Source organism: Prochlorococcus marinus subsp. marinus str. CCMP1375, assembly GCF_000007925.1.
Taxonomy (GTDB): domain Bacteria; phylum Cyanobacteriota; class Cyanobacteriia; order PCC-6307; family Cyanobiaceae; genus Prochlorococcus_E; species Prochlorococcus_E marinus.
This window is the reverse complement of sequence record NC_005042.1, coordinates 74,270-96,378: the sequence shown is the minus strand read 5'-3', so window position 1 is coordinate 96,378 and position 22,109 is coordinate 74,270. Positions and strand designations below refer to the sequence as shown.

Genomic DNA, 22,109 nt, shown 5'->3' with positions numbered 1-22,109 from the left:
TAATGGATCCTAAGATTTACTGTGAATGGATAAACTCACTCCCTCACACTAAAGGAGTATTAGCAAACAATCAAAAAGAAGGTAGAAAATTTCTTCAAGAATATGGAATTCCAAAGAAATCTAATGAGAAATGGCGTCTTACAGACCTAACACGTATGAATGAATTTTTTACACTTCCAGTTAATCAGAAAAAAAACAAGATTTCTGTTGAAGTTAATAATAAAGCTAACAAAAAATCAACACAAATTAGTTTAGATACAGATTCTCCGATTGAATGTCAAAGTCTACCAAATTATATTGAACAAATTAGTGAAAATGAATTAAAGAAATATTTTTCTAAGTTTTCCTTTAAGCAAAATAGAGATGATATATTCCTAAAAAAATTCAATGAAGCAATAAATAGTCAATTAATTGCACTAAAAATAAAAAAAGATAGTAATGCTTCATTAGAAATTATTTTGCCAAAAAGTAAAAATGGATTAAGTCCCTATAGGGTTATGCTAATCGTAGAAAAGGGTGCTAAATTAGACATACTAGAAATCTTAAATAGCGAAGATTTCTGTGCTCATAGTAACTTAATTGAAATTTATATTGAAAATCAAGCAATAGTCAATCATGGCTGTATCGCGATAGGTAAACAATATTCAAAGCTATTGAGCCATATATCTATCATACAAGAAAAAGAAAGTGTATATTCTTTTTGCTCAATGTTGGAAGACTGGTATTTCAGCAGAATAGAGCAACATATATTTCAATTAGATGGAAACGCTAGTACAAATATAAAAGGACTGCAAATAACATCTAACAGTGAAAATATTGAAACTCATTCTATAGTTAAATTTGGTGGTCCTAATGGGTCCCTCGAACAAATCCATAAAGCAATTGCAGCCAATGAGTCTCATTCTATATTTAATGGATTAATTGATGTGCCTCAAGTAGCGCAACAAACTAAAGCAAGTCAAATAAGTAAGAATCTGCTTTTGTCTTCTAACGCAAAAATAGATACTAGTCCGAAACTAAATATTATTGCTGATGATGTTCAATGTAATCATGGTGCAACAATTAGTCAATTAGAAAAAGAAGAACTTTTCTATTTACAAAGTAGGGGAATTGATCAGAATCTCGCGAACTCTCTAATAATCAATGGATTTTGCAATGAAATTTTGAATGGCATGCCATTAGAAATAACTAAATGGTCCTCTCTCTCAAAATATCTATAAAGAATTACATGAAAAGTAAAAAGAATCTAGCTGAAATAACAAGAAAGGATTTTGAACTCTTTTCTTTAGGCTCTCAAGAAAATAATGATTTAATTTATTTAGATCATGCAGCAACTAGTCAAAAGCCAAAATTTGTGATTGAGAGAATGGTTCATTATTACAAATATGAAAATGCAAATGTTCACAGAGGTGCTCATCAGTTAAGTGCCAAAGCAACTCAGGCATTTGAAGATGCCAGAGAAATAACATCACAATTTGTTCAAGCAAAGTCAAATAGAGAAATTGTTTTTACTCGCAATGCAACTGAAGCAATTAATTTAGTCGCATATTCATGGGGAGATTCTCAATTAAAAGAAGGAGACGAGATATTGATTACTTTAATGGAACATCATAGTAATCTTGTTCCATGGCAACTACTAGCAAAAAGAAAAGGTTGTAAGCTGCGTTATATTGGTATAACAAAAACAGGAGAATTAGATCTCAATGATCTAAAGAATAAAGTAAATGAAAAAACTAAATTAGTATGCCTTCTTCATGTCAGTAATACATTAGGAACCTGCAACCCTATTAAAAAAATCTCAGAAATTGCTCATAGTGCTGGAGCTTTAATACTCATAGATGCTTGCCAAAGCCTTGCCCACAAAAAAATAAATGTTGAAGCATTAGATATAGATTTTCTAGCTGGTTCATCTCATAAATTATGTGGACCAACAGGTTGTGGCTTTTTATGGGCTAAAGAAGAAATATTAGAAATAATGCCTCCTTTCTTAGCTGGAGGTGAAATGATACAAGATGTTTCTCTTCAAAAAAGTAACTGGTCCGATTTACCACACAAATTTGAAGCTGGAACTCCTGCAATAGGAGAAGCTATTGGTATGGGAGCAGCAATTTCTTATCTTCAGTCTATTGGTTTAGAGAATATAGGTTTATATGAGAAAGAACTGACACAATACTTGTTTAAAAATCTAGAAACTATAGAAGGAATTAGAATTTTAGGTCCCACTCCTGAACAACAGCCCAATCGTGCACCTTTAGCAACCTTCTATATAGAAAATATACACTCTAATGATATAGCAGAATTATTAGATTCAAAAAATATTTGTATCAGAAGTGGCCATCATTGCTGCCAACCAATTCATGAATACTATGGAATAAGCTCAACTGCGCGTGCAAGTCTTAGCTTTACATCAACAAAAAAAGAAATAGATTTTTTTACTCAAGAACTGATGTCCAGTATTAATTTTATTAAGGAACATTCCTAAAGCCCTAAATGTACATTAAAAAACCTTTCAGTTAACTCTAATACCTCAATATTTACAAGTGCATCTCGAAAACCATGGCCTTGATCTCTAAATGTATATAGTTCTACAGGAATTTGATTCTTTTTAAGTCCAAAAAAGATTTTGTTTACTTGCTCTAATTTAACAACCTTATCTTTCATCCCATGAAAAAATATAACGGGTGAAGTTATTTTTTTGATATGATTAATGGGTGATTTATCATAATATTTTTCTTTATTTTTAGACAAAGGGCCTACTAGATAATCTAAATAATTGCTCTCAAAACGATGAGTCGTTTCAGACATATCAATCAAATCAGTCACTGGATACTTACAAGCAGCAGCATTAAAAATCTTTGAATAGCATAAAGATGCTAAAGCAGTAAATCCTCCAGCACTAGAGCCTTCAATAGCAATATAGTTATTATGTGCCTTGCCTAATTTCAGAAGTTCCTTTACTGCTGAATAACAATCAACTACATCGACAGTTCCCCATCCTTCTCGAAGGCGATCACGATAGTCTCTACCAAATCCTGTTGAACCTCCATAATTAACATCTACTACTGCCCATCCTCGAGAAGTCCAAAACTGAGTCGAAAGGTTCAAACCTCTAGAAGCCATTGAAGTTGGACCACTATGTATCTTGACTAAAAGAGGTATTACATTAAATCTCCTAGGATTTGGTGCGTAATATAAAGCATGGGTTATACGACCATGAAACCCTTTAAACCAAAAATCCTCAGCAACACTTATTTCATCTTGATTTAATATAGAATTCTTTTCTTCTAATTTATAGGTATAAGGCTTTTCAACTAAATCAACTTCTAAAAGACTTGATTCTTTAAACGAATTACCTGCAATAAGAATTACTCTACCTTGATTAGCATCTAAATAAGATAAATTATCAAAAGGTAGGTCAATATTTATTGTCTTTTGATTATGATTAATTAGATTCAATTTCCATGTTGTATTCTTACAACTTAAGGCTAGTATTCGATCTTGAGAAATAGCAATTGTAGACATTCCAGCAATCCATTGCGGCATGGCAAATTCAGCCTGTATATTACATATATGCTTATAATTTGATATTAAATCATTTTTAAAATCTATTCTTTTTAAATTCCACCAATCATTACTATCCTCAGCGAATACCAATTGATCATTGTTTAACCAAGTTGGCTGGAAAACTGATACTTTCTTGGAGGAATTAATTAAAGGGTTTACAAAAATCTTATGAGATGATAATTCCCCTTCATCAGATACTGAAGCCAGACACAGTTCACTTTGATCCCAAGGCATTGAAGGTTTCTGCCACTCAACCCATGCCAACTTATTGCTGTTAGGGCTTAACTTAAGATATCCAAGAAAATCTTTTGCTATATAAATAACTTTAGGTTCTTGCAATGCATCATTTAAAGAAAATGAAACTAAATAGTCTCTATCATCTTTCTCCATAACTCCCAACCAACGCATTTTTTTTAAATCAATCAAGCCATCTCCCAAGTAAAAATCTGCTTTCTTTGACAAACAAATCGGTTCTGTTAATTGAATTAATAGGGGTTCCTTTTTTTCTAAAGAAGTTTGCAGACCTTGCCACGATTGTGACCAAAGACAACCATCAGAATGATCTACCCAAGTTAAGAAAATTTGATCACAAGAACATACAGCAGCTAAAGCCGCTCCACCATATCCATGAATAGAACTTTTTATATTCCATTTAAAATGAGTTAATTCTTGTGGGGAACAATCAGTTTTGCCCCATGGACGCACCAATGCTGTTGTCCTTCCTCCTTCATTTGGCCTTTGCTCTAGCCATAAAACCCAATCATCGATTAACCGTGGTTCTTTTATGTTCGGAGAGGAAGCGCAAACTGTCTTTGCATCTAATGGAGTATTTAAAAATGAAGTGCGCTCAGAATCTCTATTTTTGAATTTCACAGAGGAACCATCTAATTAGCCCTAAAATAGGTAAAATTAGTATTAGTTAAACATTAACCTCCTTGGCTCGCAGTTTTTCGCAACTTGCTATTAATGCAGAAAAGCAAAGAACTTCTCTTGCGGTTTCTAAAAAACCAACGGATCAGCCTGAACTTGAAATTCACACACTAGGCAATTCAGCATTAAGGCAATCAGCTAAAAGAATTAGCAAAGTCGACAAAAATATTAGAGATCTAGTAAAGAAAATGCTTCACAGCATGTATGCAGCGAAAGGCATTGGCTTGGCAGCACCGCAAATAGGCTCTCAACAACAACTTTTAGTTATTGATTTAGACATTGAAAATTCAGCCACTCCTCCAATTATTTTAATTAATCCCGAAATCACAGAATTTAGTGCCACTATTGATACATATGAAGAAGGATGCTTGAGCATCCCAGGGGTATACCTTGATGTAATCAGACCATCATCTATTAAAGTAAATTTTCGTGATGAAATGGGAAGACCAAAAAAAATAAACGCTGATGGCCTACTTGCTCGCTGCATTCAGCATGAAATGGATCATTTGAATGGAGTGCTTTTCGTAGACAGAGCAATTAATGAAGAAGCTTTAAATAAAGAGTTAAAGGAGCATGGCTTTAAGAAAAAAGATGTTTTAAGGTTATGTAGTGATTGAAATCCATCTAAAAAAGATTTTAAAAAAAATAATTTCTTACAAAGCTCAAAATTTTAATTCCTACAGGTATTAACAATGTTTTCAATAATACAAACTAATATTGCTACTTAAATGGTAAACTTATTAAGTTCATATCAATAAAAGCATATATAATTTATTCATCTAAATCATTAACCATTATAAGGAAATATTTTATGTCTGAAGAAACAATATTTAGTCGTATTCTAAGAGGAGAAATTGATTGTGATGAAATTTATAGTGATGAAATGTGTCTAGCCTTTCGTGATATTCAACCTCAAGCTCCAGTTCATATACTGGTAATTCCTCGAAAAGCCATACCAAGTCTTAGAGAGGCTGAAATTCAAGATGAAAGCTTATTAGGTCATTTATTACTAGTCTCAGCGAAAATAGCGAAGTTAGAAGGTTTAAACCACTGGAGAACAGTTATCAATAGCGGTAGTGAGGCTGGTCAAACAGTTTTTCATCTTCATATTCATGTAATTGGTGGTAGAAAATTAAACTGGCCTCCAGGCTAAATTAGAAAAGAAAATTAAAAATATAACTATTGAGAATCCCTGATTTGTAGATACTTTTTTCTTAATCAGACTCTTAGAGCCTCATAAATTGTAGAAAATCAACTAATTTGATGAGAGTTTGCAGCTTTTTCTTAACTTTTTATGAGCGTTAAGAATACAATTAGATTGCATAAGTTCCGAGATGACTAGAAGCTTATGATATTGCTATGACAGAACAAACCATCTCTAATAATAAACGCTTAAGGGATCAACTCAGTAGCTTAAGAAAATTAGCGCAGCCTTTCTTTTTGCCACTTGAACAAAATAGTGGGTGGAGTTTTATATGGCTACTGATTTCGCTATTATTTTGTGTAGGGGGAATCGTTCTAATATTATTAACTGGCTTAATAGAATTCTTTGAAAAAATACAGCCAATTTTATTAGAAAAATATTTTAATGGGGTAGTTGAAATAGTAACTTCAATATGGTCTAGTTGGTGGGGGTTTTTCTTTTCAGGAGTATTTGCTATTGGAAGTTTAACTTTTTTTAATTATAGGCATCAACTGAGAAATAAAAGATGGGTGCATTGGTCTTTACTAGGTATTATTGTCCTAATGCTTTTGGCAGTTAACGGAATCAATGCAGGAATTGGTTTTATTGCAAGAGATTTGACAAATGCACTAGTACAAAAACAAGAAGCAGGTTTTTACAAGATTTTAGGTATTTATGCATGCTGCTTTATAGTTGCATTACCTATACGTGTATCTCAAATATTCGTTACTTATAAATTAGGGATTATATGGAGAGAATGGCTTTCAAAAAGCTTAATATCTGATTATATGAAGAATAAAGCTTATTATATTCTCAATCCAAATGATGAAGAACAAACGGATGTAGACAACCCAGACCAACGAATTACAGATGATACAAGAGCATTTACTGGCCAAAGTTTATCTTTTACCTTAGGAATATTTGATGCGTTTTTAACTTTCTCTCTAAATATTATTATTCTTTGGACTATAAGTACGACTTTAACGTTATCTCTATTTGCTTATGCAGCCTTTGCAACAAGTATCTTAATTATAGCAGGAAAAAATTTAGTAAGGATTGATTTTGATCAGCTTAGATATGAGGCTGATTTTAGATATGGTTTAGTACACATTCGTGATAATGCAGAATCAATTGCTTTTTATTCTGGCGAAGAACCTGAAAAAGCAGAGACAAAAAGAAGACTGTTAGAAGTAGTCAATAATTTTAATCTTCTAATAATTTGGAGAGTAATTATCGATGTAATGCGACGTTCAATTAATTATGCAGGAAATTTCTTCCCTTACCTAATAATGGCAGTTCCATATTTTGCTGGCGAGATTGATTATGGAAGATTTATTCAAGCAAGTTTTGCTTTTGGAATGGTAGAAGGATCATTATTTTTTATAGTCAATCAAATCGAAGAATTAGCAAAGTTTACTGCTGGCATTAGTCGACTTGAAGGTTTTCAATCAAAAGTAGAGAAAGTTAGTAGGCAAAAAGATTCTTCTCAAGAAAATATAGATTCGTGGAATAATTCTATAATAATAAAAAATGCAGACCTTTATCCTCCAAATAGCAATAAGAAAATCATTGCAGGTCTAAATATTAGTATTAATCCAGATGATAGTTTGTTAGTAGTAGGTCCTTCAGGCTGTGGAAAAACATCATTATTAAGAATGCTTAGTGGTTTATGGAAACCTAGTCAAGGGCAAATTGATGCACCAAAAAAAGGTGATCTCTTATTTATTCCTCAAAAACCATATATGATTTTAGGCTCTCTACGAGAACAACTGTGCTATCCAACTGATCAAAATAAATTTAGTGATGAGCATCTTAGAGCTGTACTTAATGAAGTAAACCTCACTTCATTTATAGATCGTTATCCCGACTTAACAATCAAACAAGATTGGCCCAGAATACTTTCATTAGGAGAACAGCAAAGACTTGCTTTTGGTAGGTTGCTTTTAAATTCACCAAGATTTGCAGTATTAGATGAAGCAACCAGCGCTTTGGATATAAATACAGAGCAGCACTTATATAGTCTTTTAAGAAAAAGAGATCTAGCAGTCATTAGTGTTGGTCATAGGCCAACCCTTATCGACTTTCATGATTCGGTTCTGGAGCTCAATGGAGATGGCTCATGGCATCTTCAACCTTCCTCAAACTATGAATTTGACAGACTCTGATTTTATTTATGACTTCAAACAATCCAGAATTATCCAAAGTGGAATCTTCCAAAAGCGAATCTCAAGAAAACAATGATGAAACAAATGATGTCCAAATGACTCCTAGTGCCACAACTCCTGATATCCCTTCCTTTGGATGGAGTGGATATGCTGAGAGAGTTAATGGGCGATTCGCCATGATTGGTTTTATAGCAATATTGCTCATAGAAACTATTAGTAAATCAGGTTTTCTTCACTGGGCTGGCTTAGTCCCATAAGAAATGACTTTCAAAAAGAAAAAATTAAAATAGATAGTTAGTCGTCAAATCTAGATGAATTATCTCTTGGCATTGAATTGTTTGAATTAGGTCTTCTGGATGAATTATTTCTTGGCATTGAATTGTTTGAATTAGGTCTTCTGGATGAATTATCTCTTGGCATTGAATTGTTTGAATTAGGTCTTCGAGAAGTTGAAGACCTCTCTGGTGTCCCAACTGATCTTCTTCTGTCAGAAGGTCCTGATTGTGTTGATCGTCTGCGAACTGATTGCGACTCAGGAGAAGCAAAAGCCGCATCCTCTGCCTTATCAGAAATAGGCGTACCTTTAGGAGCAGAGTATCTATTGGATTGGGATTGAAACTTACTTTGATCTCTACTCATAGTTGATCGCCCTTGTCTACTATCACTGATTCCTCTTGAAGCTTGAGAATTAGCCCTAGGTCTACTTCCTCGTTTGTCTTCTTGTCTATAAGTTCTACGATCGCCAAATGAAGATCTTCCTACGATTTCATCATCAGGATTATCATTGGAAAATCTTGCCATCCTTCGAGATTCTCTTGACTCACTTTTAAATGAATCACGCTGAGGGCGACTTCTCCTACTTGCAGCTTGCTCAGGTATTGCTGGTCTTGACGCTCTACTAGATCTATATAATTCGTCCTCATCTGTTTCATATCCTGCAGAATCTCTACTTCCAAAACGCCGACTAATAGGTTCTAATTCTTGAAACTGATCAAATCTCCCTTCATCTCTAGATCTAAAACCAGAGTTTGGACGTGAAGGTGATTCAAATTCTTCATCAAAATATGAGGATCTTCTAGCTTGGTCAGTCGCTATACCTCGTAGTCGAACACTTTCATATGCAAAAAATACCGTAGTTCCTGCAAGCAAAAACTGTCCAAATTGAAGAATTGGATCTAAACGCCAACCTTGGAAAAACAGGATTCCTCCACAAAGCAGGCCTATTGCAGCAAAAAATACATCGTAATCTCTAGCAAGCGCTGGCTTAAAAGACCGCAAGAAATAAAGGCCTCCACCACATATGGCCAAGGCAATTCCTACAATGCTCGCCCAATTAAGACTGGCATTGACCAAAATAAAGCTCCACGAAATGACCCGTAAACGAGAAGTAATCCAACTCGTTTAACATAGTCTAAGAAATAAGCAGGAATTGCCTAGTCCTATCGTCCTCGTTCAAGAGCATCTTTCTGGGAAACCCAAAGTAAAAAAGATGCGGCAGGAACAACGATTAAAGCGGCAGCGGCAAGAAAACTACCGATCATGCCTACAGCTGAAGCAGTAGCAACGTCGCCTGAGACACCTGCACCAAATAGCAAAGTAAAAGCCATTACAGCTCTTTATAAAAGCAAAAGCTCAATTATCTTACGGATTAAATGGAAATTTATACGATAGATGTACAGATACTTACAGCTTTGTGACGCCAAACCTAATAAAAATACTTCCAATCATCCATTTTTCAACAAGTTTTCTTTTAGGAGCTTGGTCATTGGCATTCCTAATGAGAATTATTCTCACTTGGTATCCGCAAATAAATCTGAAAAATGGCTTTTGGCTTTTGTTTTATCTTCCTACTGAGATTTTCTTGACAATTACAAAAAAAATTGTTGGGCCAATTGGTGGGGTTGATATTACACCTGTTATATGGTTTGGCTTAATTAGCCTTAGTAGAGAATTATTAGTTGGACCGCAAGGAATAATCTCCCAGATGTTACTCAAACAAGCTATGCAAGGTTAAAAAGCAATTCAATTATTTGTTGAGCATTTCCTGCTCAACAAATTTTGTATGCACGTCGCCTTTAAGAAATTCATCACGTTCAAGCAATTTCAAATGAAAGTCAATTGTTGTTGGAATACCTGTAACAGCACATTCATTTAAAGCTCTTTTCATACGTTTCAATGCTGACTCTCTATCATTACCCCAAACAATCAATTTACCTATTAAAGAATCATAGAAAGGCGGTATGTCATAACCGGTATAAACATGACTATCAACTCTTACACCGGGGCCCCCTGGAGGCAGCCACCCTGTAATTCTCCCTGGAGAAGGACGGAAGTTGTGAGATGCATCCTCAGCATTAATTCTGCATTCAATAGAGTGACCTCGCAGCTCTATTTGATCTTGCGTAAGAGAAATTGGCTCACCTCCTGCTATCCGCAATTGTTCGGCCACTAAATCAATACCTGTAACCATCTCAGTGACTGGATGCTCAACCTGAATTCGCGTATTCATTTCCATAAAATAAAAATTACCTGATCTATCCAAAAGAAATTCAACAGTGCCAGCACCCTCATAATTGATACTTTTCGCTGCTGAAACTGCTGCTTCCCCCATTCGCATTCTTAATTGCTCATCTAAAGCAGGACTAGGGGATTCTTCTAATAATTTCTGATGCCTTCTTTGAATAGAACAATCTCTTTCTCCTAAATGAACAACATTTCCAAGACTATCTGCCAAAATTTGAACTTCTACATGTCTAGGTTTATCTATAAATTTCTCCATATATAGACCAGCATTCCCAAATGCAGCTTCTGATTCACCCTGAGCTGCCTTAAAAAGCTCTTCAATAGATTCTTGATCATTAACTAATCGCATCCCTCTTCCTCCTCCCCCAGCAGTAGCTTTAATCATTACTGGATAGCCCATATCTTTCGCAAGCAATGAAGCCTCTTCCCAATTAGCCAATAATCCTTTGCTCCCAGGCACAGTAGGCACTCCTACTCCCATCATTGTTGATTTGGCAGTAGATTTATCGCCCATAGATCTAATGGAATCTGGCGAGGGACCTATAAAGACAATGCCATGGTCTTTGCAAATCTCAGCAAAGCGATCATTTTCAGCCAGAAAACCATAACCAGGATGAATAGCATCGACTCCTCTAGATGTTGCAGCAGCAATAATATTTGGAACATTTAGGTAACTTTTGCTACTAGGCGAATCTCCAACACAAACTGCTTCATCGGCAAGTTGGACATGTAAAGCCTCTCTATCAGTAGTGCTATACACAGCAACCGTTGCAATACCTAACTCCCTACAACTACGGAGAATTCTTAAAGCGATTTCGCCTCGGTTCGCTATTAAAACTTTGCCTAAAGACACTCAAGATATTGAATGATATAAATGAATCGTATCAGTGCTTAGACCCATCATTCTCAAACGTATACCGTATATGATCATCTTTGACTTAGTTCACAACTTTGTTTCAACTGCGGATGTGGTGGAATTGGTAGACACGCACGTCTAAGGAGCGTGTGGCTTCGGCCTTGCGAGTTCAAGTCTCGCCATCCGCATAATCAAGAACATTGACTTCCATAACAACTGCTGCAACTAAAAAACCTAATCTAGTAGTAGTAATGGTTTCTAATGGACCAGGGGAATTAACTACATGGGTAAAACCCCTGGCTGAAAAATTACATTCATCTTTTTCACTTCACCCATCTAAACCCTATTCACTAGTCAGTCTCAGGCTTGTTTTAGTTCCATGCCCAAATGCAACAGGAAAAGAAAAAGAAGTTGCTGAAAAGTGGGGAATTTTTGAAACAGTTTCAAAGGCAAACAATTTCTGGAGCCTCTTAATCAATCCTCAGAAATATGGATTTTGGCCATCAAAAGGAGTTGTTGTATTTTTAGGCGGAGATCAATTTTGGAGTGTTCTACTTGCAGCAAGGCTCAAATATAAAAATATTACCTATGCGGAATGGGTTGCAAGATGGCCTTTTTGGAATGATCGGATTGCCGCAATGTCTCCAAAAGTAAAAGAAAATTTGCCTAAGAAATTACAAAAGCGTTGTGTTGTTGTAGGAGATTTAATGGCAGATCTTCAAAAGCAAAGGACACATGAAACACTTCTACCTAAAGGGAAATGGATAGCAATATTTCCAGGTTCTAAAAAGGCAAAACTTTGCGTAGGAATACCCTTTTTCCTTCAAGTTGTAGATGAATTATCTGCACTATCTCCAGAATGCAACTTCTTAATGCCAATAGCACCAACAACAAATCTACAAGAAATCATCAATTTCAACAGTTCTAAAAATCCAATTACTAAGGAATACAAGTCTAAAATACAAAGTATTGAACTTCCTAATGAACAATTTTCTTGGAAAAGGCTCAAAACAAAGGCAGGGAATGAGATCCATTTAATTGAAGATTACCCTGCTCATGGTTTTGTTAGTCAATGCAATCTAGCCTTAACAACTATAGGAGCTAATACTGCAGAATTAGGAGCATTAACAATACCTATGATAGTCGTTGTCCCAACTCAACATATACATGTAATGCAAGCCTGGGATGGTTTCCTGGGGATAATTGCACGACTACCTATCTTCAAATGGTGCTTTGGAATATTACTTAGCATATGGAGAATGAGAAGTAATAGATATATGGCTTGGCCTAATATTACAGCAAAGAAGATGATTGTTCCTGAAAGAATTGGTAAAATTCTTCCAAGCGAAATAGCTAAAGAATCTAATGATTGGATAAGTTCACCAGAAAGGCTGCAGGGCCAAAAAGAAGACTTACGCTCACTTCGTGGGAATCCTGGAGCAATAGATTCAATGGCAAAAGAAATTATTAATTTATTATATAAATCAAATATTTAATTTTTAAAGAAGAACTAATTAAGTTTTTTTTCACCATGGATCTTCAATCTCTGAAGATTGCATTTTTTCATCATTCTTATCTTCTAAATGATCATTAATAGGTCTATCAATCTTGATTGGCTCAACATCTAATGGATCATCTAAGTTAGAAATAGCTTTTCGATTGACAGAACGATTTCGTCTATTATTTTCAGATTTTGATTCTAGAGTTTGCTGAGGAATATAATTTTCTTCATTAGATAATTGCTCATCATATTCTTCTTTTAGTGGCTCTCCAAGATTAGACGGTCTTGACAATGGAATATCTTCAAGATAACGAGATTGACTATCATCAAATTGATTTCTCTCTTCTACTTCAACATATTCCAATTCTTCTTCTTCCTCATTAAAAGCTACATCAGAAGAAGGTTCAAGTGTCTTTTGGAATTGTTCAATTTCTTCTCCTGAAGTCAATTGATTCTCAACTGGAACCAAATTGACTCGGTAACGTTCTCTTTCTCTCTCATCCCAAGCTCCACCACCTACACCAATTTTTTCCAACAATCCACTATTTAACTGTTTTAATTTTTCTTCAGCACCTTCATAAACGATAATTCGATCCGCCCCGCTACTGACTATTTCATTAACAGGTATCTCCCAAGTACTGAGGACTCCTTCACCTAAAAGAGGAACACCAAGCGCACCCATAACTAAACTAATAAGTTCCCCTGTTTCAATATCAAACGAAAATCCTAAGACTCTTCCTAATTGCTCACCAGATTCAGTAATTACTTGGCAATTAATAACTTTGCTATATCTATCAGGAGTAAATTCTTCACTCAAAGAATCAATCGAATCAACCAAAATTACATCACCAACTTGGCGAATTCGTTCCAAAAGCATCCATTTTGGCAACCCAGGTAAAAATCTAGTTAAAGGGTTATCACGAAGTCCCAATGCAATAACTTCTCTCCTATCAATATCGACAACTACCTCACCTACGACACCTAAGCGGCGCCCTGTATCACGAGTAATGACTTGGGTGCCCATTAACTCTGAACGAAGCCAGAGTCTTTCACTGGGCACCGTTTCACCTAAATCGTTTGGAAATTGCGAGTTGGTCAAGCTAGAGATTTAGATTTGAACTATTCGAATCATTTTGGCGCATAACTTGATTAGTAGATACATCTCAAGCAGCCAAAGGCAATCCAACGACTTGTGTGTTAGCGCCCCTAGCCTGCGTAACACCTATAGTACGTGTTGCAGCTCCTATCATGGGGCGTCTATGACTCACAACCATAAATTGAGCACTTTCAGATTGTCTAGCAATCAAAGCAGAAAGCCTTTCTACATTAACTCCATCTAGAAAACTATCTACTTCGTCTAAAGCATAAAAAGGGGAAGGTCTAAAACGTTGCAACGCAAAAAGGAAACTAAGTGCGGTTAAAGATTTTTCTCCTCCAGACATTGCTGCTAAACGCCTTACAGCTTTCCCCTTAGGGTGCGCTACTAATGTTAATCCGCCCTCTAAAGGATTCTCAATATTTTCCAATTGAAGGTGTCCATCTCCATCTGAAAGGCTTGCAAAAATCTCACGAAAATGAACATCAACGGCTTCAAAAGCTTCCATAAAGGCTTCTTGACGCAAAGTTGCTACAGTTTCTACTCGCAGCAATAATTCAGAACGTTCTTCGGTCAAAACTTCTAATCTCTCAACAAGATCTTTTAGACGAATATCCAATTTCTCAAGTTCCTCCAAAGCCAACATATTTACTGGCTCCAATGACTCAATACGGTCTTGAAGATTTTGCAATTGATTTTGAAGATGTTCTAAACCTTGCTCTCTAACTAATGATGGGATTTCTGGCAATGGATCAGGAAGAAGTTTTTCTAATTCTTGAATACGTATATTTCCACTACGAAGCTCTTCATGAATAGCCTTAATATCATCTTGCAATCTCTCAAGTTTCCATGTCAAATCTTGAAACTTTTGCCTGAAATTAGCTAACTGAAGCTCAGCAGCATCTCTAGCTCGGCGTTTTTCACCAAAAGATGTTTCTAAAGTTTTTTTCAAAATATCTAATTTTTCTCTATGAGTTTGCAAATTCTGATTTTCTTCTTTCCATTTTTTATGCTGTTTAGTAAGTAAATCAATCGCTTCTTGCAATCTTTCTTCTTCTTCTGAAAGAGATTTTTGTTGGCCTTCAAGCCTTTCTAAAGCTAATTCTTCATGACGTTTCTGATTAAGTAAATCATCACGCTCCTCTTTTGCTCTTTCTAAAACTTCTTCAGAACTATTTAGATCTTCCTGTAATTCCTTAATATTGCTATTGGAATTATCTGCTTGAGGAACTTTTTCTTTAGCATCTATTATCTCAAGATCATTTACAAATGGTTTAATTGATTCTGCAATTAGATCTAAACGATTTTGATGCTCTTCCTTAGCCTTATTAAGAGAAATTAAACGTTCCTTTTGTTCATTATGTCTAGTTAAGAAAGGTCCATTAGATCTCTTAAAAGCAGAACGCTGAGCATCTAAAGAAGTCTGTTTTTTCTCGAGTGATTTCAATTTTGGCCTAGCTTGATCTAAGCAGCTAATTAAGCGAGATTCTTCCTTTTTAGATTGCACTAGGGTCTCGCCGATCTCGAGCAACTTTTGACGTAAAGGCTCGATATCATCTTTTTCGTCACTACTTCCAAAACTTAATGCACTACTCCTACCTAAAAAACTACCTCCTGTCATTGCTCCACTTTTCTCAATTAATTCTCCAGCAAGCGTGACGGATCTAGAGACTCCTAATTGAGTACGAGCAGAATGTAAATCATTGAAGACAAAGGTTTCTCCAAATACATATCTAAAAACATCTTTATAAATAGTATCAAATTCAATTAAATCAATTGCTTTAGCGATAAAGCCATTATTGCAATTGGAATTTTCATCAATACTTGGTCTCTTAAAAACATTTTTATTACTGCCCGAACTATTTTTGATTTTATTTAATGGAAGAAAAGTTAATCTCCCTGCTTTACGTCTTTTAAGTAATTCAATTGACTTAGCAGCAATTAAATCATCGTCAACAACAATTTGACCTATTCTTGCTCCTGCTGCAACCTCAAGAGCAAGTCGATATTCATTTTTGACTTCTCCTAAATGAGCAACAGGACCATGGATTCCTTCTAGGCCAGCTTCAAGTAAAAGTCTTAAAGCACCTGTTCCTCTACTTTCATGTAATGTTTCTTTTCTACTTTCTAATCGAGCGATATCTTTTTCCACTTTTGTTTGTTCATTTTCTAAACGCAAGCGAGTTCTTTGCTGAATTGATAGTTCATCCACAAACTTATCAATTTCTTCCTGTTGAATAACTATCAATTTTAAAAGTGATTGCCACTCGTCATCTAGAACCTCTAATTCCTTATTTAATTTTTGATTTTCTATTATATCTCTATCCTGATCAATTCTAAGCTCTTCCAAACGTTCATTAATTTGGACCAATCTCTCCTGTAATTTCTGCTGTTCTTCTTGTAATGGTTTTAATTTAGATTGAAGTTTTTGTCTAATATCAGTTCTCTCCTTGTATTCTTCTAGCCAAACGCCAGATCGACCTGCAATATCTGTCAGTCTTCTGCGTGAGACTTCAACCGCAGATTGTGCATCCTTGACCCTTTTCTCTGCAGAATCAATTGTACTTTGAGGAAATTCCTTAGTCTTTTTTAAACTATCTTGTCTAACTTCATTTTGAAGAATTTTGATATCTTGTCTTTTGAGTTTTAGTTTCTCACCTTCTTCTTTATGTTGAATAGCTTGGCGTTCTAATTCACGTGCCTGACTATCTAACCCCGCAATTTCTCCTTGAATTGCTATCAATTTATCTTCACCTAAAGCTTTAACCTCTGCTTGAAGTGTTTGTAATTTCTTATCTGATTCATTTACTTTTTCTTTGAATTTGATAACAAAATCCTGGTCTCGAGCTTCCTTCTCAATTAAATCCTTTTGACGTAAAAGTAAATTTTCTAAATCTTTCTTAGCTAATTCAAAAACTAAAACTGATTCTTGTTTTCTACCTAACTGCATCTGCTCTTTAAGTTGTTTATATAAACGAGCCTTTTCACAATCTTTCTCTAAGCGTAGCTTTGAAGAAAGCAGCTCCTGCTCCACAATTCTGCAACGTTCTTGACGTTCAAATACATCATCTAGTTTCAGGCGTGCTTGCTCAATTCTGTTATCAAATAATGCAACTCCAGCAAGTTCATCTATCAAACCCCTTCGGTCTTTATTGCTCATGGATACAACGCGAGTAACATCGCCCTGCATGACTACATTGCTACCTTCAGGGTCTATCCTCAAACGTCTTAATTGAGTCTGAAGCTGCTGCAAATTACAGCTCTCGCCATCTGCACTATAAAAAGAACTATAAGATCCTCCTGGCATCACTCGAAGTCGTCTTGTAACTGTCCATTCCTTCTGGCCAGGTTTAATCCAAGGTCCTTCTTCAGGGATTTCTAAGCCCTCCTCAGCAGCATCAGGATGCCAATCTGAAAGATCAAACTTCACACTGACAACAGTCTCAGCAGATTTACCTGCTCGTAAAACAGCACTATTTACTAAATCAGGAAGACGTTCTGCCCTCATTCCTCTACTAGTCGCTAAGCCAAGGCAAAATAAAACTCCGTCAAGGATATTGCTTTTCCCTGAACCATTGGGACCTGTAACGACAGTAAACCCCTCCTCAAGGGGAATAGTCATAGCACCCCCAAAGGACTTGAAATTAGTTAGTCCTACCTGATTGATGTAAACCAACAGGAGTTAGAATCTTGAAAACAAAGATTAGCGAAACCTCAGAGAAGCTCAAGTATTAAATGTTTAAATGACATCGAAATTGGAAAAACAAGTGATTTGACAAAGATTATTACTCAGGAACAATCTGCCAGTAAGGTTGCTGCTATTAATATTTATAGATATATCACCATCTTTTTCGAAAGGTAAAGATCCATAAAATTTGCCACCAACTATGCGTTTGGCCCATCCTCTTCCTCCTGACACAGCACCAGCTTCTCTTTCCAACCAATGAAGCTTATGAGGCAAAAGAGGGGTAGCTGAAACCGAGGGCCCATCTATATCAGGGATACAAGGAAGGCGCCAAGTGCGACAAGATCCATTGTCTTCCAACAACAAATCAAAATGCATACCTTCTAGAGACTCTTGACTGAGTGTATGTTGAAGTATGACCCATCTTTGACTCATAAGGCAATAAAGTTTTTCTGATAAAAAAGATTCTTCAAGAAAAAATATAAAAATTATTTATTTAGAATCATTTAAATTCCTTTGCTCAGCTTCAAATGCCATTTTAGATGCAATCTGGGCTATTGATGTCTTTTTCTTATTTAATTCTAAAAGTTGTATAGAAATTCTTTTTAACAAATCAATATCATTACATTCTTGTATAGTTCTTCGCAATTTTTCTGCTTGAAATTGATATTGCAGACTTAACTCTATAGATTCATTCATTTAGATAAATCACTAATAATAAATAAAGACTATAATATAAATTAATGAACATACTTCGAAAAAGATATATAGGCTAACAAAATAAACACTAAAAATCTACCTAGGCTTAGATCTGCCTATGAAGAATGATTTTATTGTGCTCCTCTAATCAGTTGGAACAAATCTCAATGCAATTAAGAGCAAGCTCCCAGCACCTGCCATGGCAGCAAGAACTAAACCAAAATCTGTAGGGATAGTATTGGACGCAAAAAACATTGCTGACAACCCGACGTCCATGATCACTAAATTAAATACAGGAGATTTTTAGCACTAGAAGGCTTCATATAGCAATAAATGTAATCAAAGGCGACGTCTGAATGTTATTAAATCAGAAGGAAAAAGCGAAAGATGGCAGAATGTGACTTTGTTTACACGCATTTGTTAGGTTGCTTACTGTTTATTATTGGAAAGAATGAAATCAATAAAAGGGTTTCCTAGAATCCAAGAGCTCACTAGGCTTTAAAAAACAGTCTGGAAAATTATGGAATCAGAGAATTCCGCTACTTGCGATACCCAGGCATCAGTGGAGATTCCTTCCTCTGAAGACCAGAGTATTTCAAACCAATGGTTTAGCGATCAGTTTGATGACTTACTGCCAAAAATTCAAGAGCAATGGCCTGATCTAGCAAAACAAACAATAGAAGCAACTCGAGGAAGCTTGGATGATTTAGTAAAGGTCTTAGCTTCACACTCTGGCAAAACTTCTATAGGTGTAATTGAACAATTAGAGGATTTATTGAATTCAGCAAGTGATAGAACGAAAGATCTCGCTGAAAGTCTGGAACCATTAGAAAAACAATTAGAAGATCTTTTAGATGAACTAAATTGCACTCTACGGCCAAAAATTGAAACCCCAGTACGTCAAAGACCTTTACTTGCAATTGGCATAGCAACAGGCCTTGGTGTTCTATTAGGGATACTTATGTCAGGAGGGAGGAGGTCATAAATGGAAGATTCGCAACGTTCTAAAGGATTAGGAGCAGCAGCAAGAGTTACTGCTCTGGCAAGCTCAATTATGGATCTTCATGTTCGAATTGCTCTAAAAGAGGTTGATCGTGAAAAAAGAAGATTAATAAGTGGTGGTATTTTTCTTGCAATAGGTGGAATACTTATGTTATTTACTTTACTAGCTATTCAAATAATAATCATTTTATGGATGCAAAATGCTTTCAATTGGAATATAGAAACTTCCTTATTAATTATTGCATTAATTGATATTACTTTGGCTGGCTTAAGTCTTAGGTTAGGCGGGTATTTAACTAAAGGTCCTTACTTGCCAGAAACATTAGAAGGGTTGTCTAAAAGCACAAAAGCAGTCTTTGGAAAGCTTTAATAAATCTCATAATGTAGCCATCTACAATCAATACCACCATTACTGATAGGGAAACGCCTAGTACACTTCATCCCTAAGAAATTAGTTAATCTAGGGTTTCCACTTAATAACCACAAGTCCCAACCAGATGCTTTTTTCTTGAAAAAATGACCTAATTCTATATATAGAGATTCTAATTGTTTTTCGTTGCCAATTCTTTTACCATAAGGTGGATTACAAACAATTAAACCAGGAGATTTAGGAAATTCAAAATCCCTAAAATGTCCTTTTCTTATATCAATTTCTTTCAGAAATCCAGCATTAGTTATATTAGATATTGCATCATTCGCAATATGATTATCCTCCTCACATCCTATTAATTTAGGTAATTTTTTATTAGGTGAAAAAAGACTATTGGCAGAGCTTTTCTCTGATTTCCATATTTCTATATCAAAATCTGGCCAACTTTTAAAGAGAAATCTTTTATTAAGTCCTGGAGCTATACCCCTTGCAATATTTGCAGCTTCTAACAAAAATGTTGCAGATCCGCATAAAGGATCGACCAAATTTATGGAATCATTCCATTTAGAGAGTTTTAATAAACCTGCTGCAATATTTTCCTTTAATGGAGCAAGACCCATTGCAGATCTATATCCTCGTTTATGTAAACTAGTAGCTGAACTATCAAGACTTAAAGTTGCATGAGGGCCATGAAGATGTAAATGAATACATACATCAGGTGAATCAATACTTATACTAGAACGTTTGCCCCAAATCTCTCTTTGTAAATCAACAATAGCATTCTTTACTTGCAATGCTGTGAAATGACTATGTCGTAATTGATTATTAACTCCTGATACATTTACACGAAAACTTTTAGAAGGGTCTAGCCATTCGTGCCAAGCACATGCATTTTGAATTTCACAATAAAGTGATTCTTTACCTTTGCAAAGAAATTGACTAATTTCTCTAAGAAAACGAAAAGGTAAGCGAGCTTGAAGATTTAAACGATAAAAACATGCTAAATCCGCCTTGCATGTAAGAGTACATTTAAAAGATTTAAGCGAATATGCACCTAAACTTTTTAGCTCAATTGCTCCTGCTTCCTCTAAGCCCTCCGGAAGGAAGGCAACAAGATTAATTTCTTGATTTAGGTTGTTAAACAAAACGATTCTAAAAATAGTTTGTTATTGAAATGGAAAGAATTTTCAAAATCTGTCAGAATATATATGTCCATTTTGAATGGACTAGGTGATTCACACCATTATCTCGGACAGCGGTTCGATTCCGCTCAGCTCCATCTATTCTGGGGCTGCAATGGCTTCGACGGGGTTCTAGGAGTTTGACTGAAACCTGCTCGGTTAGAGCAAAACCATAACTGCTAACAAAATCGTTAGTTTCTCCCGTCAAACAGCACCTGTTGCTGCTTGACCTTATAAAGGAGATGGGGTTAGATCAGCCTTATCAACCAAATGATCCATTGGGCTTGGAAGAGCCCTTTTCATAATCTTCACGATGGTAAGTGAAATTATAGTTGTTTAAATTCTAACTTTATTTTGTTTTAATTCATCTCTAAAATGTTGAATGGTATTTTTCAAGCCATCTTCAAAAGAAATAGTAGATTTCCAACCTAATTGTAATAATCTACTAACATCTAATTGTTTTTTAGGTGTTCCATCTGGTTTACTTTTATCCCAAATAATCTCTCCTTTATATCCTACTATTTTAGCTATCGTGCTAGCTAAATCACGTATTTTAATATCTATTCCTGTTCCTACATTTAAAAAATATAAAGGATTACCATATGAATCAGAAGGTGCTTGAGAAGAAGAAGGGTCCCAATTTTCTAGAGCAAAAACACATGCATCACCAAGATCATCTACATGCAAAAATTCTCTATATGGATCACCTGTTCCCCAGCATTTTATAGATGAAACTCCTTGTTCATTTGCTTCATGAAAACGACGAATCATTGCAGGCAGAACATGAGAATTTTCAGGATGATAATTATCTCCTGGTCCATACAAATTGGTAGGCATTAAAGTAATTGCATCAAAACCATGTTGAGTTCTTAATGCTTCACATAATTTCAAACCAGAAATTTTTGCTAGAGCATACCATTCATTTGTTGATTCCAAAGAACTGGTAAGTAAGCTTTCTTCTCTTATAGGTTGGGGAGTACATCTTGGATATATACAACTACTACCAAGAAATAGAAATCTTTTTACACCTTTATTCCAAGCAGTTTCAATAACATTATTTTGTATTTTTAGATTTTCTAATAAGAAATCTGCTGGATAAATTCTATTGGCTTGAATACCACCTACTTTTGCTGCTGCAAGAACAACAATGGAGGGCTGATAAGTATCAAACCAATTCCTAACATTATGATTATCCGTTAAATCCAAATCATTACGATCTACAGTTAAAATGTTTTCAAAGCCTTTATGCAAAAGGGAACGGCAAATCGCTGATCCAGCCATCCCTTTGTGACCAGCAACAAAAATCTTATCTTCTTTCTTTAGTAAACTTTTTTTAATCATATTTCGCAAATAA

21 protein-coding genes and 1 tRNA gene are annotated in these 22,109 nt (G+C 35.3%); 11 read left to right on the top strand and 11 right to left on the bottom strand.

What is annotated here, in order from left to right; genetic code table 11:
* Positions 1 to 2 precede the first annotated feature (2 nt).
* Entirely contained in the window at positions 3 to 1,220 is a 1,218-nt protein-coding gene (gene sufD, locus PRO_RS00430) for a Fe-S cluster assembly protein SufD (protein ID WP_011124239.1), read from the top strand.
* On the top strand, positions 1,193 to 2,482 hold the full coding sequence (locus PRO_RS00425; protein WP_052039706.1) for an aminotransferase class V-fold PLP-dependent enzyme: 1,290 nt from the start codon (positions 1,193 to 1,195) through the stop codon (positions 2,480 to 2,482). The genes sufD and PRO_RS00425 overlap by 28 nt, the downstream gene beginning before the upstream one ends.
* Here the strand turns inward: PRO_RS00425 and PRO_RS00420 are convergent.
* On the bottom strand, positions 2,479 to 4,437 hold the full coding sequence (locus PRO_RS00420; protein WP_011124237.1) for an alpha/beta hydrolase family protein: 1,959 nt from the start codon (positions 4,435 to 4,437) through the stop codon (positions 2,479 to 2,481). The genes PRO_RS00425 and PRO_RS00420 overlap by 4 nt on opposite strands.
* Positions 4,438 to 4,499: 62 nt before the next feature.
* Between PRO_RS00420 and def the strand changes: the two genes are divergently transcribed.
* From def to PRO_RS00400, 4 genes are all read left to right on the top strand, one after another.
* Entirely contained in the window at positions 4,500 to 5,111 is a 612-nt protein-coding gene (gene def, locus PRO_RS00415) for a peptide deformylase (RefSeq protein ID WP_011124236.1), read from the top strand.
* Between the two features lie 194 nt (positions 5,112 to 5,305).
* Positions 5,306 to 5,647, top strand: a complete 342-nt coding sequence (locus tag PRO_RS00410) for a histidine triad nucleotide-binding protein (protein ID WP_011124235.1) — start codon at positions 5,306 to 5,308, stop codon at positions 5,645 to 5,647.
* 206 nt (positions 5,648 to 5,853) lie between these two features.
* Complete coding sequence (locus tag PRO_RS00405) at positions 5,854 to 7,842, top strand: ABC transporter ATP-binding protein/permease (RefSeq protein ID WP_011124234.1); 1,989 nt, start codon at positions 5,854 to 5,856, stop codon at positions 7,840 to 7,842.
* A gap of 8 nt (positions 7,843 to 7,850) precedes the next feature.
* Entirely contained in the window at positions 7,851 to 8,099 is a 249-nt protein-coding gene (locus tag PRO_RS00400; RefSeq protein ID WP_011124233.1) for a chlorophyll a/b-binding protein, read from the top strand.
* Positions 8,100 to 8,136: 37 nt separating this feature from the next.
* Here the strand turns inward: PRO_RS00400 and PRO_RS00395 are convergent, their stop codons facing one another.
* Positions 8,137 to 9,195, bottom strand: a complete 1,059-nt coding sequence (locus PRO_RS00395) for a Ycf66 family protein (RefSeq protein WP_011124232.1) — start codon at positions 9,193 to 9,195, stop codon at positions 8,137 to 8,139.
* An 86-nt stretch (positions 9,196 to 9,281) separates the two neighbouring features.
* Positions 9,282 to 9,449: a photosystem II reaction center X protein gene (psbX, locus tag PRO_RS00390; protein WP_011124231.1), complete on the bottom strand. Its 168-nt coding sequence runs from the start codon at positions 9,447 to 9,449 to the stop codon at positions 9,282 to 9,284.
* 86 nt (positions 9,450 to 9,535) lie between these two features.
* Here psbX and PRO_RS00385 point away from each other — a divergent pair, with 86 nt between their 5' ends.
* Positions 9,536 to 9,856: a YggT family protein gene (locus PRO_RS00385; protein WP_011124230.1), complete on the top strand. Its 321-nt coding sequence runs from the start codon at positions 9,536 to 9,538 to the stop codon at positions 9,854 to 9,856.
* Between the two features lie 12 nt (positions 9,857 to 9,868).
* Here PRO_RS00385 and accC read toward each other — a convergent pair whose 3' ends face one another.
* A complete protein-coding gene (accC, locus tag PRO_RS00380) occupies positions 9,869 to 11,218 on the bottom strand; it encodes an acetyl-CoA carboxylase biotin carboxylase subunit (RefSeq protein WP_011124229.1) in 1,350 nt (449 codons plus the stop codon).
* A gap of 109 nt (positions 11,219 to 11,327) precedes the next feature.
* Here accC and PRO_RS00375 point away from each other — a divergent pair.
* Both PRO_RS00375 and PRO_RS00370 read left to right on the top strand, forming a co-directional pair.
* Positions 11,328 to 11,409, top strand: a tRNA-Leu gene (locus PRO_RS00375).
* 12 nt (positions 11,410 to 11,421) lie between these two features.
* A complete protein-coding gene (locus tag PRO_RS00370; RefSeq protein ID WP_011124228.1) occupies positions 11,422 to 12,717 on the top strand; it encodes a hypothetical protein in 1,296 nt (431 codons plus the stop codon).
* A gap of 30 nt (positions 12,718 to 12,747) precedes the next feature.
* Here PRO_RS00370 and PRO_RS00365 read toward each other — a convergent pair whose 3' ends face one another.
* The 5 genes from PRO_RS00365 to PRO_RS09565 form a co-directional block, all read right to left on the bottom strand.
* Positions 12,748 to 13,821 carry a PRC-barrel domain-containing protein gene (locus tag PRO_RS00365; RefSeq protein WP_011124227.1) on the bottom strand — a complete coding sequence of 358 codons (1,074 nt, stop codon included), beginning with the start codon at positions 13,819 to 13,821 and terminating at the stop codon, positions 12,748 to 12,750.
* 64 nt (positions 13,822 to 13,885) lie between these two features.
* Entirely contained in the window at positions 13,886 to 17,494 is a 3,609-nt protein-coding gene (gene smc / locus PRO_RS00360) for a chromosome segregation protein SMC (RefSeq protein ID WP_036892070.1), read from the bottom strand.
* Between the two features lie 63 nt (positions 17,495 to 17,557).
* Entirely contained in the window at positions 17,558 to 17,938 is a 381-nt protein-coding gene (locus tag PRO_RS00355; RefSeq protein WP_011124225.1) for a hypothetical protein, read from the bottom strand.
* Between the two features lie 57 nt (positions 17,939 to 17,995).
* Positions 17,996 to 18,202, bottom strand: a complete 207-nt coding sequence (locus PRO_RS00350) for a hypothetical protein (protein WP_011124224.1) — start codon at positions 18,200 to 18,202, stop codon at positions 17,996 to 17,998.
* 144 nt (positions 18,203 to 18,346) lie between these two features.
* The gene (locus PRO_RS09565) at positions 18,347 to 18,478 is read right to left on the bottom strand and encodes a hypothetical protein (RefSeq protein WP_011124223.1); all 132 of its coding nucleotides are present in this window, start codon (positions 18,476 to 18,478) and stop codon (positions 18,347 to 18,349) included.
* Between the two features lie 244 nt (positions 18,479 to 18,722).
* On the opposite strand from PRO_RS09565, the gene PRO_RS00345 reads away from it, so the two are divergent.
* Both PRO_RS00345 and PRO_RS00340 read left to right on the top strand, forming a co-directional pair.
* Positions 18,723 to 19,187: a DUF883 family protein gene (locus PRO_RS00345; protein WP_011124222.1), complete on the top strand. Its 465-nt coding sequence runs from the start codon at positions 18,723 to 18,725 to the stop codon at positions 19,185 to 19,187.
* Positions 19,188 to 19,574: a phage holin family protein gene (locus PRO_RS00340; RefSeq protein ID WP_011124221.1), complete on the top strand. Its 387-nt coding sequence runs from the start codon at positions 19,188 to 19,190 to the stop codon at positions 19,572 to 19,574. It begins immediately after the preceding gene.
* Here PRO_RS00340 and PRO_RS00335 read toward each other — a convergent pair.
* Both PRO_RS00335 and PRO_RS00325 read right to left on the bottom strand, forming a co-directional pair.
* Positions 19,571 to 20,719: a THUMP domain-containing class I SAM-dependent RNA methyltransferase gene (locus PRO_RS00335; protein ID WP_011124220.1), complete on the bottom strand. Its 1,149-nt coding sequence runs from the start codon at positions 20,717 to 20,719 to the stop codon at positions 19,571 to 19,573. The genes PRO_RS00340 and PRO_RS00335 overlap by 4 nt on opposite strands.
* A gap of 372 nt (positions 20,720 to 21,091) precedes the next feature.
* Positions 21,092 to 22,096, bottom strand: a complete 1,005-nt coding sequence (locus tag PRO_RS00325) for a GDP-L-fucose synthase family protein (RefSeq protein ID WP_036892071.1) — start codon at positions 22,094 to 22,096, stop codon at positions 21,092 to 21,094.
* Positions 22,097 to 22,109 lie beyond the last annotated feature (13 nt).